At 58.6% G+C, this 14,052-nt stretch carries 12 protein-coding genes; 1 reads left to right on the top strand and 11 read right to left on the bottom strand.

What is annotated here, in order from left to right; all coding sequences use genetic code 11:
* Positions 1-68: 68 nt before the first annotated feature.
* The 8 genes from NKI73_RS23775 to NKI73_RS23740 form a co-directional block, all read right to left on the bottom strand.
* Positions 69-638: a TyeA family type III secretion system gatekeeper subunit gene (locus tag NKI73_RS23775; protein WP_352633222.1), complete on the bottom strand. Its 570-nt coding sequence runs from the start codon at positions 636-638 to the stop codon at positions 69-71.
* 772 nt (positions 639-1,410) lie between these two features.
* Positions 1,411-2,190, bottom strand: a complete 780-nt coding sequence (locus tag NKI73_RS23770) for an EscU/YscU/HrcU family type III secretion system export apparatus switch protein (protein WP_352633221.1) — start codon at positions 2,188-2,190, stop codon at positions 1,411-1,413.
* A complete protein-coding gene (gene sctT / locus NKI73_RS23765; protein WP_352633220.1) occupies positions 2,187-3,068 on the bottom strand; it encodes a type III secretion system export apparatus subunit SctT in 882 nt (293 codons plus the stop codon). The genes NKI73_RS23770 and sctT overlap by 4 nt, the downstream gene beginning before the upstream one ends.
* 15 nt (positions 3,069-3,083) lie before the next feature.
* Positions 3,084-3,347: a type III secretion system export apparatus subunit SctS gene (sctS, locus tag NKI73_RS23760; RefSeq protein ID WP_352633219.1), complete on the bottom strand. Its 264-nt coding sequence runs from the start codon at positions 3,345-3,347 to the stop codon at positions 3,084-3,086.
* The gene (gene sctR / locus NKI73_RS23755; protein ID WP_352633218.1) at positions 3,347-4,009 is read right to left on the bottom strand and encodes a type III secretion system export apparatus subunit SctR; all 663 of its coding nucleotides are present in this window, start codon (positions 4,007-4,009) and stop codon (positions 3,347-3,349) included. The genes sctS and sctR overlap by 1 nt, the downstream gene beginning before the upstream one ends.
* Positions 4,006-4,995 carry a type III secretion system cytoplasmic ring protein SctQ gene (gene sctQ / locus NKI73_RS23750; protein WP_352633217.1) on the bottom strand — a complete coding sequence of 330 codons (990 nt, stop codon included), beginning with the start codon at positions 4,993-4,995 and terminating at the stop codon, positions 4,006-4,008. Before sctQ ends, sctR begins: the two co-directional genes overlap by 4 nt.
* Positions 4,996-5,980: 985 nt before the next feature.
* A complete protein-coding gene (locus tag NKI73_RS23745; protein WP_352633216.1) occupies positions 5,981-6,928 on the bottom strand; it encodes a LysR substrate-binding domain-containing protein in 948 nt (315 codons plus the stop codon).
* A 1,145-nt stretch (positions 6,929-8,073) separates the two neighbouring features.
* Positions 8,074-8,325 carry a hypothetical protein gene (locus NKI73_RS23740; protein WP_352633215.1) on the bottom strand — a complete coding sequence of 84 codons (252 nt, stop codon included), beginning with the start codon at positions 8,323-8,325 and terminating at the stop codon, positions 8,074-8,076.
* Between the two features lie 186 nt (positions 8,326-8,511).
* Between NKI73_RS23740 and NKI73_RS23735 the strand changes: the two genes are divergently transcribed.
* Positions 8,512-10,302 carry an F-box protein gene (locus NKI73_RS23735; RefSeq protein WP_352633214.1) on the top strand — a complete coding sequence of 597 codons (1,791 nt, stop codon included), beginning with the start codon at positions 8,512-8,514 and terminating at the stop codon, positions 10,300-10,302.
* 683 nt (positions 10,303-10,985) lie between these two features.
* Here the strand turns inward: NKI73_RS23735 and NKI73_RS23730 are convergent.
* The 3 genes from NKI73_RS23730 to hemN form a co-directional block, all read right to left on the bottom strand.
* Complete coding sequence (locus NKI73_RS23730) at positions 10,986-11,354, bottom strand: isopentenyl transferase family protein (RefSeq protein ID WP_352633253.1); 369 nt, start codon at positions 11,352-11,354, stop codon at positions 10,986-10,988.
* 85 nt (positions 11,355-11,439) lie between these two features.
* Entirely contained in the window at positions 11,440-11,565 is a 126-nt protein-coding gene (locus tag NKI73_RS23725) for a hypothetical protein (RefSeq protein ID WP_352633213.1), read from the bottom strand.
* A gap of 185 nt (positions 11,566-11,750) precedes the next feature.
* The gene (gene hemN, locus NKI73_RS23720; protein ID WP_352633212.1) at positions 11,751-13,196 is read right to left on the bottom strand and encodes an oxygen-independent coproporphyrinogen III oxidase; all 1,446 of its coding nucleotides are present in this window, start codon (positions 13,194-13,196) and stop codon (positions 11,751-11,753) included.
* Between the last annotated feature and the right edge of the window lie 856 nt (positions 13,197-14,052).

The following is a 14,052-nucleotide window of genomic DNA, read 5'->3' as shown; positions in this document are numbered from 1 at the left end:
CAACAGCCTTGATGGGAACATCCTTGTTAAGACCAATCCGAGCAAAAAAGCGTGAATAGCGCCTTCGCTCATGCACTCTCTTCCTGTTCAATGCGGAGGTCCATTGCCGCCTCTACTGCCCGCAATGTCTTTTTTCGGGCTTCCATGTCGCGGTAGACCCCGACCGGAATCATCGCGAGAAGATTTCGGGATTCGCGCAGCACGGCGATGTGCAGATCCAATCGAACGGAAGAGATTCCAAACCTTTCCGGAATGGGAATGATCTTGGATGGACTAGGAACGGCATCTTCGACGAGCGGCAACAACTGCTGCATCACGCCGGTAGCGGTGATGTCGATCATACTTCGACGCTGTATCCGATCGACCATCTTTTCGCAGAACTCGTGCACGGTATCGAGCACCCGCAACGCCGACAATCCGCCGAGGATCTCACGCAGCCGGGCAGGCTCGACCGACGGACCAGCCGAAGCGATGTCCTGGCCGAGCGTACGTGTAAGAAAGGCGATATGCCGTGCAAAGCCCTCGACGCCAAACTTATTGAGGATCTCCCTATAAAGCCGAAGCGGTCCTGGGCCGCTGGAGAGCGTGGCCCGATAGAAATCATGCAGCTCTGCACCGACGCTCTGATCACCCGCCACTTGCGCTCTTCCTTTGCCTGCACAGCTTCAGTGCGCCATGAGTCCACGGGCACCGGGACAGGCTCGAATCGCCACCCGATCAGAATGGCTCGAAGCGGCGGTTTCGGATCATGCATCGCCCTGGCTCGGTGCGCTCTGGCGACGGATCGCTTGAGCGGCTGGCCAATCCCTATCCTTCTGGATCCCAGCGGCAATTCACTGTCCCACCCTTTGGGAGCAGACTTGCCATCCTTTCTGAGTGGTGCAAGGCTGCGTGGATCCACATGTTCCCATCAACTCGTTTCGGTGCTTGCTCCCATGGCAGTTTACATCTGGGGAACACACCATCGAGCCGAACGGCCCGATTGGCTGGTGCGCAAGACAAACCGCCACAACAGTAGTATGATGTCATTCCACGGGCGACAAATATAAGCTCGTTATGTCTGCATATTCAAAAAATATGAGCCGCCCGACGGAGCCACCAGCAGCAGCCGAAAGCTTTTGTTTTTCACCTTGAACAGAGATTTACGCGACCGATGGCCGGCTTTGGTTGCGCTTACCAAGCGCTCGGAGAAGCCCCGCGAATTTGCGTAAAACTGATGGAATAGACTCGTCCGGTCGTTGTCCGTCCTTCAGCAGCGGGCGCGCCATCGGAATGTTTCGCACGACCGGCACAGAGGTAGCCACCGCGCAGGCTTATGCCGCGGCGCGAGATCGGTACATTGCACCGATCAGAGGCAAGGGCGCGTGCTGCCGGTCGTAATAAAACCACGGCAACATGCGTCGGATTGGTTCAAGACGGCCGCCCTGCGCGCTTGGGCGAAATACCTTTTGCAAGCAACTCCACATGTAGTTGTTTGCGTTTTGCCATGGCCAAGGGATTGCCGATAGTCTCTTTGTATTCCCGCTTCACTTCATCCTTCGACATCATGTTTTTCTTGGTGAATTGCCAGCGCTGGAATGCGAAGTGTGCAATTGCCACCGTGAGAAAACTCAATGCGGTATAGATTGCGATACCGAGAAGCAGGTTACCTGTCACCGCCCTCAGGCAGGAGATTCCGCAACTCGGCGTCCAGACGAGTGCATGCATACCTTCTCGCAAAAGAAGCAGCAGAACAGAGCCGAGTATCAGAATCTTTCCAATCGACTTGACCACTTCGATGAAGCTCGCCAGCGAAACGATCCTCCTGATGTTCTCACTGGGACTGAGCCTCTTCAGCGTCGGCGCGGCCGCCTTGGGCGCGAACATCGGGCCATTCTGTAGGACGTTGGCGCCTACGCCGATCACCAGAACGATGCCGATGAAGGGCGCGAGCAAAAATTGTAGTTCGGCAACATAGGACCGCAGAAGCTTGTGAGTGACGCTCAGGAGGTCACCCTCGAGAAGCGGTATAGGCAATAGGATCATTGCCTCGAGCCGGTCTATCATGCCAGACAAGGAGGCAAAGAACAGGGTGAAGAATGCGATGGTCAGCGCCGCGGATACGACTTCATTGCTCCGAGGCACCTGTCCCTTCCTGCGCAGGGCGCGAAGCCTTTTGGGAGTAGGCTTTTCCGTCTTTTGGCCGTTCATGGCAACCATTTCGCGACGAGGTTGAATACGGCGAACTGTGATGGCACGTATTGATCCGCCTCGGCCAGAACGATTGTGAGCGAAAGGATCAAGAGCAGGAGGGCCACCGCACTCTTAACCGACATGGCGATAAAGAAGACCTGCAGTTGTGGTGCGAAGCGGCCGATCAGTGCCAGACCGATTTCGCTGAGGAACATAGCAACGATGGCTGGACCGGCGAGAAGTAAAGTCAGTAGCATGACGACATCTGCGAGATGCAGAACCCCCGTAGCAAATGCCGGACCGAATGCAGGCAGCAAGCTCCACAGAGGCCAGACGTCGTGGGAGCGATAGAGCGTGTTGATCAATTCGGAGAAGCCCCCGGTGACAAACAGCGAGGTGACGAAGAGCTGCGCCAGCAGCGTTCCAAGCGGCGAGACCTGATTGCCGCTGGCCGGATTCAAGAGGCTGACCATCGCGGCGCCCCTCTGGTTGTCAACGAAGGTGCCCGCCGCCTCAACACCCCAGACAGTCGCGGCAATCGGCATTCCGAGTACGATCCCGAGTAAGAGTTCCTTCAGCCCCAAGCCAAGGAACATCTGCAGATGCCAAATCTCGAGGTTCGCGGGCCTGGTTGCCCAGGCATGCGCCATCACCGGGAGGCTCAATGCCATGATTACGCCGTTCCGCGCCAGTCCGGTTACAATGCCACGCCCCAAAAAGGGTATAATCAGCATCATGCCCGCAGTACGCGTGGATGCGAGTGCAAAGACGACAACGGCAGTATGCAAGAGAGACGGATCAATTGCGACATGGGGCGGATCAGATAAGTTGATCGAGAGCGACTCGCTGGAATGGCCCTCATAGTCACCGCGCGAGATAACAGACCGATAGAGCATCTCCCACCTTTGCACTTACATCGCTGCTATCTTGTCGAAGATGTTCAGCGTATACTGATACAACTCCCCACTGATCCAGCTCCCAGTTGCCAGCAGAACCAGGCTCACGCATATCAGTTTCACCGCGAACGGAAGCGTCTGCTCATGAATTTGGGTTAGCGCCTGCACCACGCTGACAACCAGCCCGACCGCTGTAGCGACGACGATCATGGGCATCGATAGAATCAGAGTCAGTTTCAGCGCGTCGATGGTAATGTTGGCGAGAGTGGCGGTACTCATCACGATGGTCCCGCATAGGACAGTACCAGGCCGTGGATCAGGCGCTGCCATCCGTTCACAGCGACGAACAAGAACAGCTTGAAGGGCAGAGAGATTGTCATCGGTGAAACCATCATCATTCCCATTGTCAGAAGAATATTCGATATGACCAGGTCTATGACGATGAAAGGCAGGAATAGTAAGAAACCTATCTTAAACGCATCCGCCAACTCGGAGGTGATGAATGCCGGGATCAAAATCATAAAATCGCTATCAGTAACCGCGGCGGCGTCCGCTTCGCGCCATAGTTCACGGGTGGCCTGGGCGAAGAATTGTCGTTCCTGTCGCGACGTGTTCTTCAGGAGAAAGTCGCGAAATGGCTCTATAACTAGCGGTATCGTTTCGCCGAGCCCACGGAGATCTTCAAACGCGATCTCTTTGTTGCGCACTGCTTCATATGCGTTTTGGGCCGCTGGCTGCATGATATAAACGGAGAGCAGGATGGCGACCGCATTCAGTGCCATGTTCGGCGGGATGTTCTGAATGCCGAGAGCATTGCGGACCAGGCCGAACACGACCACCAGTTTGACATACGACGTGACGGTAATCGCAAGGAATGGGACGACTGCGAGCGCCCCGGTCAAGACGATCAAGACAACGGGATCAGGCAACCCGGTGTTCATGGCTCGCCGCGTTGTAGGCGCATGTCTAAGACACGCACACCGGTTCGATCGGCGATGCGCACCAACTCGCCCGCAGCGACCACCCTGCCATTAACTCGCAAAGTGATATTGCTCGTTGCGTCGAAACCAAGATCCAGTACTTGGCCCACAGCGAGTTCACGAAGCTGCTTGAATGACATGGTCAGGCGTCCAACATTCACATCGACCGGTAAGTCGATGCTGTCGAAGGTTTCCGGAGGGAGAGGCTCTGGTTTTTCCATCATGTGGTCCACTGCTGAAAGGACTGCGAGGCGGCCGTCCATGATCGAGGCCCGAAATCGTGAATTGCCCGATAGGCACAGCAGTACGGTCATCGCGCCGTTACGAGCGACCGGTGAGGTGTCGAGCAGGATGATGTCACTCGGCGCGAGTGCTTGTAGTTCCGCCAAGGCAAGGGTCACGCGAGCGACCCTCAGATCGAGAGAGAAGGCCAGATCGTCGAGCACTGTGCACACGACCGGCAGCGCATCGCAGCAGCAGTCGGCGATCCAATCGAGCCCGCCGGCACCGAATTCTACAAGCCCGAGGAGTTTGTTTGCCCCCCCCAAGCGAACAAGCCTAACTGCGTAGGGAAGCACTCCGCTGATCTCGGACGACGACCAGATGGGCCGCTCACCGCACCATCGTTCCACCTGAACCGCTATATCGCGCAGGACGGTGTCAAACAGAATTTCCCGCAAGCTGTCATCCAGTGGCAGCGACGTGATGTCTGGCCAATGTCTCACCGCTTTGGACGGAAGGAGCGTCGGGTCGATCGAGATGCGGAAATCATGGCCATTCAGGCGCAACATAAACCGACGGCAATCCATCGGAACACGCGGTGGTGTCGAATCCGGCATGACGGCTGCCACGTCGATGCCGGTGAGGCTGAAAGCAGCCGGCAAGCGAGCTGCAAGAAGTGAAATGGCGGCGGCCTCTCGCGAACTATAGCAAGGCAGATCGATCACGTGCCTTCTCGGCTATTCATTCACGAGGCGGGTAAGCTGCCCAATGACGCGATCGGTTTGGGCAGGCTGTTGATGCAAATCATCGGGTTCCAATGAATCCTTCTCGTCACGGCAACGGATGTCCCGAATGATTGCACTTGCGGGAAGGCCATCCGCTCAATCGTTGAGCTGTCGTTTACATCCAATCGACCCAACGCGGGCCAGACGCAAATACCGTGTCGATATTGGATCATCCGCCATTCTTATGAATGAGCTCTGACGTACATTCACCCTCATGGTCTTGATAGGCAGTGGCGACTCAGAATCAAGACGTAACGTGCAGCAAGGTCAAGGTTGGCGGGGCACGCGCTGATCAGGATCCCAGACGCAACAAACGCGGGCCATCGCAGCCTGAAGCCCGCCTGCAGCCGCTTGTTGATGCTTTTCGGCCAGCCGAGAAAGCATGACCTCACAGTTCATTGGTGATCGACTAGCCTTGCGGGTCGACACATGATCAACGTACATTTCGCAAGCGTCGCAAAAACCCGCTCCGAACGCTGGCGCTGAATAGCTCGGTGGAAAGGGCCGGCCAGGTCCTACGGAACCCGGAGCTCAAGCTTGCCGATACGGCTGAGAGGGGGGCCGTAATAGCCCGTCCGATCGCCAAAGTGTCTCCGGTGTAGGCTCCCCCTTAGAACACCCAGCACCTCGTCCATCTGGGCTTGAGAACCTCCTCCATCACCGCACCGATCACGCAGACCGGGGTTCAAACGCAGGTTCGAAAGCAGGATGTCTTGGAGGGCAGCGCTGCCGGTCTTACTTTCAGCATTTGGTCGGGTGGCGATGTCTGGGGCAATCAGGTGAAATGAACATCATCAACCGCCATGTGCGCCATGCGCAGAAAATTGCAACCGGCAGCGCTCGCAGGGCATCAGCTTAAACCAGCTCAGTGGGTCTGTAGCGAAATCGCTCGGTCGCCAAAGAGATGTCGTCCAAAGACAGGCCCCTACTCGCCTCTGGACAACGATTGAATTGAAACGCGCTCCCATTCGCGGGGCCGCGCTTCGCTAAGATGCTTTTCTATCTGCGTGACGAGCAGGGCACTTGCCGCCTCAGCGGCGGAGGTGAGCGGCATGTTGGCGGATGAGATGAGGCATGCCGTCAGATGTATCGGCGGATCGATGACCGCGGGCCTCAGAGCTTCGTGGCCTGGAATATCCGAGAAATCCCCCTTGGGAACGATCGCGCTTGCTACGCCGGCTTTGACTAAGGAGAGCACGCTGTAGAGTGTATCAACCTCAGCCACGCAGTTGGGTAGCACGCCGGCCACTCCAAATGCCCGGTCCAGTGCGTCACGCATCATATGCGGCCGTGCCGGCAGCACGAGAGGAAGTGCCGCCAGCTCCTCGAGGGACACGCAAGGCGCGACGTCTTCTGTGTTGGCAGGCTGGACAAGATAGAGGCGCTGGCGGAACAGCGGTTTGCGGGAAACGCCGAGGGTAGGTGTATCCTCGAAGACCATGCAAACGTCGAGCGAGTGCGATTCAACGAGCGACCTAATGCGGAGAAAATCCCCAGTGACCAAGCGCAGGGTCACTTTGGGGAGTGCCGTCCTGCAGGCGCCCACCAAGGTGGCAGCGAGGGAGACGGCGAGCGTCGAAGACATGCCGACCCCGACCGAACCTTCTGGCTCTCCCTCCGCGGAGCGAATGATGCCGCGCAGTTGCTCTATCCGCTCCAAGATGGAGACGGCCTCCCGGTAGAAGGCCTTGCCCGCACGGGTCGGGCAAACGCCCCGTGCGCTGCGATGCAACAGGGTGGCGCCGAGCCTGGCTTCAAGCCCAGCGATCTGTTGGCTGAGGGCCGGCTGCGCCACATGGATAGTGGCCGCTGCCCGGCAGAAGCTCCCAGCATCAACGATGCTCACGAAATAGCGGAGGTGGCGTAGCTGCATGGGATAGTCTTGGCAGGGGTGAAGAGAATTAGAATACGGCTGTATCCGCTCATGGCTGCGGCAGCAGCGCCCCTGCTTTTAGCCGAGAGTGACCCCATTCCGCACTGGCTGGCGACCACCACATTTTGCACACACTGCGGCGTTCCAGCGATACATCAATTCCCGCACTATAGTCCACGGTTGTCCCTCGCTTAATGCTTGGGGCCGGTACAACCCGTCCCTGTTTCAACATATCATTTTCCCGGCAACCGCCACCTTGCTGACGACCAGAGGAGCACTGGCTCAAACGGCATCTGGAGGAAGCCTCAGAATAAGAGTCTTGCTCGAGTTCTGCCTGGACCCAGATTTCATAATCGCGCCTGTCTTCCGAAATTCACCAGGGAGCCAAGCGGATAGTCGCAAGGAGCATTCACTCACGATCCCATATTGTGAACTCGCCCTCCGGCACCCAATCTTTTCATGCTGCGACAAAGCACAGCAAGATCGACAAAGCACAGCAAGATTCAGACCAGTTTGCGCAACCGAATATACAGGTCGCTTTGGTGGGCATTGGTTCCGTTCGCAACAGATTGGTAGGATTGTTGACATTCGGCATGCCCTCTTTCGAACAAAGCGGAGAGATCGATATATTGAAGCGGGCAAGCAATCGCGGAGCCCGCAACGTACCTTGCCGGATCATTTAGCGAGCATCGCCGACGCAGCGCTCGACTTCGACGAAGGCGTCATCCCACCAGGGCAGCCGGGCTCGACGAGGTCGCCGGGCAGAAGGAGCGGAACCTTGGCCCGCGCGAAAGACGCTCTGACGCCAGTTCTTTCGTGACGACCGCAGACCGATCTGCGCTGCGATCTAGAGGGCCTGGCCGCTGATCGAACGGCTTTATGTGCCGATTTGCAAGCTGTCGCGCGCATGCCGGATCGGGCGCAGAGTGATGAGATGGGTCTCCTGCACAGGAAATCGTCAACCGATTTGAAACTCAACAATGGATACCACACACAATCGATCCAGAATCCCAGCAATGAACTTCAACCAGGCTCCAAACGGCGCGGGGCAACGCCGCAGGCAGAAGCTCCGCCGTGCCAGTGCCGACATTCACGCCGCTGACTGAGCAGGTAAAATCTCCATCCCCTCGACATAAGCGCTCGGATCAATGTCGATCATTTAAAGCGGTACGTCTTTTGCATGAAACCATTTTGACGATGAAGACGATCCGAGACATCGCCACAAACCACAGGAGCGCCCCGACGAGCCATGATGCTGAACATCTCCCGGGTCCGTACTGCTGTTGACTCGCAATTTCCAAATGCTGGTTGTTTCTAGCGGTTTGACATTCGCCACCATTGGTGCCGCCGATGTTGGTCAAGTCGTTGGAGGGCCGCCTGGAACTGGCGGCTTTCATCCGGATCTCCTTTGACAGGGCAGCTCACCGCATGGTCGATAACCGAAAGCAACTTGTCGGATCGAGCAATTCGCGGGCTCAACCTCGTCAAGCCAGCGACGCTCTAGGAACTGCCCGATCCTTGAGGATTCCGCTGCGCGATAATCACGATGATCTCATTCAGTTGGTAGCAATAGGAGGTGAATCATGAGGGGCATTGAGGAGCGTGGCAAGGCGCCCATCTCGGCATTCAACCCCATCGAGCGTGATATCAGGGACAATTCTCTCATCGGACCGCCGGCTGGCGTTGAAGGACCCGGTCAATCATCCTGTTCTGTGGTGGAGCAGACGCGCTCTGAGCCTCAAGATCAAGCGTTTCCTCCTCTGAGCAGCCAGCACAACAGCAGTATCCTTGATCTGCCGCCGGAGATTCTCGGTGAGATTGCTCAGCGGCTCAGCCCGATCGGTCTGCTGAGCATGTCACAAACAAATCAACAGCTGCGTGTGGCAGCCATGATAGTCGCGGCGCCTCAAGAAACGCGTCAACGGGCTATCCAGGTTCAGGCGATCTGGAGCAGGCTGACGCAACCCCAACCCGGCGCCCCGCTGCTGATGCAGCCCGGCGTGATGGAATCACTCGCGCGCAACTTCAATTGCCTCACCAGAGTGCAGCTGGAGCACCTCGTCGCGCTAGTCGAAACGGTTGACCAGTCGAAACGCGGCTCGGTCCTCCGAGCCCTCGGCAAGGGCACAGGAGGGCTTGCGCCCGAGCTCCAGCAGCGCGTGGTGGCGCTTGCCGAGGGACTGCTTCACCCCTGCATTCGTGCCTCGGTCCTATCGGGCTTCGGAGCGTGTGTGGCAAGGCTTGCGCCCGAGCTCCAGCAGCGTCTCGTCGCCCTGGCCGAGGGAGTTGGGCCCTTGTATAGCTACTTGGCGCTGCAGGGCCTCGGAACAAGCGTGGCAGAGCTTGCGCCGGAGCTCCAGCAACGTCTCGTCGCCCTCGCCGAGGGGGTCCCGCCCAAGGACCGTGCTTCGGCCTTGAGGGGCCTCGGAGCGGGTCTGGCAGGCCTTGCCCCCAAGCTCCAGCAGCGTCTCGTGGTCCTGGCAGAAGGACTTGGCGACCATGATAGTCGCGGCTCGGCGTTGAGGGGCATCGGATCGGGTGTAGCAGGACTTGTCCCCGAGCTCCAGGAGCGTCTCGTCCTCCTCGCCGAAGGGCTTGCGCCCTGGCCTCGGTCCAAGGCCCTGGAGGGCCTCGGAGCAGGTGTGGCTGGGCTTGCCCCCGAGCTTCAGCGCCGTCTCGTCGTTCTCGCCGAGGGGCTTGACCAGCCCGGGGACCGCGCTTCGGCCTTGAGGGGCCTCGGAGCGGGCGTGGCAGGCCTTGCCCCCGAGCTCCAGCAGCGTCTCGTCCTTCTCGCCGAAGGGCTTGAGCCTTGGTCTCGGTCCAAATCCCTGGAGGGCTTCGCAAAGGCGGTGGCAGGGCTTGCCCCCGAGCTCCAGCAGCGTCTCGTCGTCCTCGTCGAAGCCCCTGACGACCCTGGACGTCGCGCCGCGGGCCTATTGGGCTTCGGACCGGGCTTGACAGCGCTTGCACCTGAGCTTCAGCAGCGTCTCCTCGTCCTGGCCGAAGGGCTCGGTCCGTCCCAGCATCGCGCTTCGGCCTTGACTGGCCTCGGAGCGGGTGTGGCAGGGCTTGCACCCGAGCTCCAACAGCGTCTTGTCGTCCTCGCGGAGGGGCTCGCCCGGCCTACAGATCGCATCACGGCGCTATGGGCCCTCGGAGCGGGCATCGCAGGGCTTGCCCCCGAGCTCCAGCAGCGTCTTGTCGCCCTCGCCGAGGTTTTCAACCTGCCCATAGAACGCGTCTCGGCTCTCCGAGCCCTTGGAGCAGGCATGGCGGGGCTTGCGCCCGAGCTACATTGGCGCATCGCTGCCATGGCCGACGGCCTTCACCAGGGGGTGCATCGGGCTCGCGCCTTCGCAGCGATATTGCCTTAAGAGGTGAGATAATCCGAAAGTAGGTCCTACGGACGTCTTCAACGGAGGGTGAAATGAGCCGGAGCCGATAGCAGGGGATGACCTGTCGGCGACAATCTGGGTTCTCATGATATTTTGTGCGTGTTGACGTTGCCACTGCGATCAAGTCCGGATTGAAGTTCATGGCCCACTCAGAGGACGGCATTACGTGATTCGCAGCTGCTATTGGAGCATGAGGCTGGGTTCTCGGTCGCGGATCTGTGAGGCAAGCGGTAAGCGACGGCTCGACCCACCATTGGGAAGGCCGGCTTCGGCGGCACGGAGGTGTCTCTGGCAACGCATCTGAAGAGCCTGAAGGACGAGAACGGCGGCTGAAGCGGCTCCCGGGCGGACGCCATGCTCGACAAGGCGCCCGTTGCAGGCTTAATACCCCGTCGTGCGCATCAGTCATAGCAGCGCCAGGACAGCGTCGCCCTCGCGATGTCCAGTCAAGATTCGCACACCGCCGCAAATCTTGCGGCCCACGCCGAAAGCGTACCGCGCCATCACTTGCCATCGCATTCCAATCCCATGCCCGAATGAGCGGTTCAGTCATGTGGCCTCCTCCGTATCCACCGTAGCAAAAGCAATGCTTCCGCTGCCACACGGCTTATGTCGCCCAGCACCAGTCTTAGTCTTGCTCCCGCAGACACTTAACATAATTATCAGGAGCTACCGTCCCAGCACCGCAGCGAGTTAGGGAGGCTCGCACTAAGCTCCCATTCTGAAAAATCGCCTTCTTGCCAACGTTGTTGGAGCTCTTCGCGAAGGCGCGGCATTTCGCTGATGGTCAGGCTGTGCTCTCTCGCAAAACGAATGGCGCAACGATATCCGTCAAAGTATTCTAACGTGGGACGGACTGCATCGTCATTCCAGTGAGCCACAAGTTCCTGTAGCGATGAAGGTCGTCCTTGTCTTGGGACAAACATGTCTGTGACCCGATGCTTTGCTCTCTCTACAAAGGCGTCGGAGTTGCCGAGCCGCAACCGCCTTACATGCCACTGAAAGCGCCAGCCCGATGCTGACTCGCGCATGTGAATTGAGAAGGGAGACGAGCCGGCTTCGAGTGAGCCCTGGCTGAGATCTAAGCTCATCCACGTGCATGATCAGCTTACGCAGTCACGGCGTGGATGTGCCCGCGGTTAGGGGGCGTATCCAAGTAAACCCGCTGGGTAGATTGCAATTCGGGATCCCAGGCACCCCCGCTGCCCATAGCGTTTGAGAACAGCATTGTACACGATCCAACGCAATGACCGGCCGTCCGGTCTCTCGTGCAATTTAAATTGAAACGTCTGTCTTGCCGCTGCAGGTCGGCCCGTAAATCAAATGGATTAGCATGTGTTTACCGCTAGAAGCCCTAGTTTTTCGAACTAACTGCCGACAACACACTGGATAGGCTGTTCTCGTCGTTCGGTCCAGTTCACCAACGCCTATGTCGACATTTTACGGCGCTTCACTACTAACCGGGCACCGCACGATGGCAGCTCGTTCTCTCCGGCAAAAGGTACTCCCTGTGTTAGCTTCCGTGTTGTGTGCTTGCCCTCAACTGCGGGATACGTAAGGCCATCCCTAAAAGCATCGAATGCGGCAGCAACAGCGCGAATCCCAAAGCGATGCTCCCGCCGTACGCGGACAAGACCGTTTTCGAAGTCCACTATTCCGTCCTTGGCCAGCATCGCCAAACGCTCATCTGAACCGCGAAGACGGATCGGATCAGATCCGTGGGCGACACAGATTGCCGGCACGTCAGCCTCGAAATCGCACATTAATCGCTCGATGATTGCGGCTCGCACGCGGTCGTCGTCTGTGAGGCGATGGCCCTTCGATGTCGCCAGTCGGCCAACTGCGATGTGCCGGATGTAGATATCCCGTGTAACTTCGTTTTGAACGTACCCCTGGCCGATGCGGCCGATAGCCGACGCGCCGAAACCGATCAGGGTTCTGCAGGTATCGGCAGAGTAGCCCAACGAGTTACGTCGCAGGCGACCGGTTTCCTGTGCCAGCGCGAGCTCGTCGTGCGGCAAGGCGAAATGGTCGAGCCCGATCTGTCGGTAGCCGGCGGCAACCAGCGTCACGGCGACAGCCGCATACTGTTCAGCGCGGGCAGCGCTGTCGGGAAGAAATTCCGCCTCGATGAGGCGCTGGTTCTTTACTTGGGATGGGATGTGCGAGTAGCCGAACAAGGCAAGCCGGTCGGGGCGCATGGCGACCGCCGCCCTCACTGTCTCGACGCACGACTCCACCGTTTGATGCGGCAGGCCGTAGATGAGGTCGAAGTTGATGCGGCTTACTCCATGCCGGCGCAGCACTTCCACGGCAGCCGACGTTTGGGCCTCGCTCTGGATTCGGTTGACCGCTTTTTGAACAATGGGATCGAAGCTCTGTACGCCCAGGCTCGCGCGGTTCACGCCGGCCGCTCCCAAGCCTTCCGCCATCTCGGGCGTGAGCGTGCGTGGATCGATCTCGATGGCGACCGTAGCTGTTTTCGAGATGGCGAAGCGGCATCGCAGGAACTCCATCAGAGCGAGGAACTCGGCTGGTCCGATGAGAGACGGCGTTCCGCCGCCGAAATGTATGTCGCTCACGGGCAGCGTCTTCGGCACTCGCTCCGAAACCAGACGGATCTCGTCACGCAACGCCGCCAGATAGTTGAGGATGGGCGCATCATGGCGGGTGATGGTGGTTGGGAAGCCGCAATACCAGCAGGCTGATCGGCAGAACGGAACGTGCAGATAGAGTGACACCGGATCATCAGCCGGCAGGTTCCTGAGCCATTCCTCATAAGCCTCGGCGCCGACCGCCCCAGAGAACTCCGACACAGCCGGATAGATAGTGTACCAAGGCAGCCGGGCCTCTCGAAATTTCGTGGTCTGCAACGGTCACCGTCCCATGCTGATAACATCCAACCTTACCGCTGCGCTGGCCTGCGTCTTTGCGCTATGTCAGTCCGTCCCGCTTTGGGCTCGAAATTTTTTAGCAATGGGCGCCGTTCAGTCTTGGCTGGACAGCGATGGTCTGAGCGCACTCGGTCAGCGACTGACGATGGTGTTCCCGCCGAAACCCTCACGCGCACCGTTTTGTTCCAGCGTCCCTTCCCTTCATCTGCGCGTGGGAGACTCTTCTGAGCGCAGATGCCGCATCCGATGAGACAATACGGTGTTGGGTCCAGACTTTGCACGCCAGCTACGCCGCCCATAATGATCTCTGCCGTCTCGATGAGCTCGTTGTGTGAATTGCTGGCAAGAAGCATTAGCTGTGGCGCGCCGCTTTCAGGACGAGAACCTGCTCGACGCGACCGTCAGGTCCGCCGCAATGCCAAGGCTGGCGCCTACTGACTCAGTGGTGCAAGGCTGCGGCGCGTGGTTATCGACCATCAGCTCGCCAAAGTGACGGCGTCGTACCGAGCGGTGGCCGCCAGATGATGCCTCAACGGCGGGGCTCACAGCAAACAATGCCGTCGCCATTAAGCCAAACTGTCGCGAAGCGAACAGACGAACCGTAGCCGAAACGTTTGCCGTTCCTGCTTGGGTGGATCCGCAAGGCAAAGAGAAGGAAGCGCAAACCAAGGTCCGCCCGTACATTTGAGCTTCAAGCCGCAGCTGGGTCGTCAGGGTGGCACGTCATTTGCTGTAGTACCCTTTGTGAGGCCCGCCGGAGGTGAAAAGGGTGATTGTACAAAAATGCTGTACGACCGCCTGGGAGTGTTAACTAATTAATATATGTGACAACAAG

It is taken from the genome of Mesorhizobium sp. M0496 (assembly GCF_040321205.1).
Classification (GTDB): domain Bacteria; phylum Pseudomonadota; class Alphaproteobacteria; order Rhizobiales; family Rhizobiaceae; genus Mesorhizobium.
Note: the sequence above shows the minus strand (reverse complement) of the source record. Positions and strands in the feature narration are given on the sequence as shown.

Excerpts from the sequence above, each read along its gene's own strand:
- NKI73_RS23745 (WP_352633216.1), bottom strand. The coding sequence starts at position 6,928 with ATGCAGCTACGCCACCTCCGCTATTTCGTGAGCATCGTTGATGCTGGG.
- NKI73_RS23740 (WP_352633215.1), bottom strand. The coding sequence starts at position 8,325 with ATGAAAGCCGCCAGTTCCAGGCGGCCCTCCAACGACTTGACCAACATC.
- sctR (WP_352633218.1), bottom strand. The coding sequence starts at position 4,009 with ATGAACACCGGGTTGCCTGATCCCGTTGTCTTGATCGTCTTGACCGGG.
- NKI73_RS23770 (WP_352633221.1), bottom strand. The coding sequence starts at position 2,190 with ATGAACGGCCAAAAGACGGAAAAGCCTACTCCCAAAAGGCTTCGCGCC.
- sctT (WP_352633220.1), bottom strand. The coding sequence starts at position 3,068 with ATGCTCTATCGGTCTGTTATCTCGCGCGGTGACTATGAGGGCCATTCC.
- NKI73_RS23730 (WP_352633253.1), bottom strand. The coding sequence starts at position 11,354 with ATGCGCGAGTCAGCATCGGGCTGGCGCTTTCAGTGGCATGTAAGGCGG.
- sctS (WP_352633219.1), bottom strand. The coding sequence starts at position 3,347 with ATGAGTACCGCCACTCTCGCCAACATTACCATCGACGCGCTGAAACTG.
- NKI73_RS23735 (WP_352633214.1), top strand. The coding sequence starts at position 8,512 with ATGAGGGGCATTGAGGAGCGTGGCAAGGCGCCCATCTCGGCATTCAAC.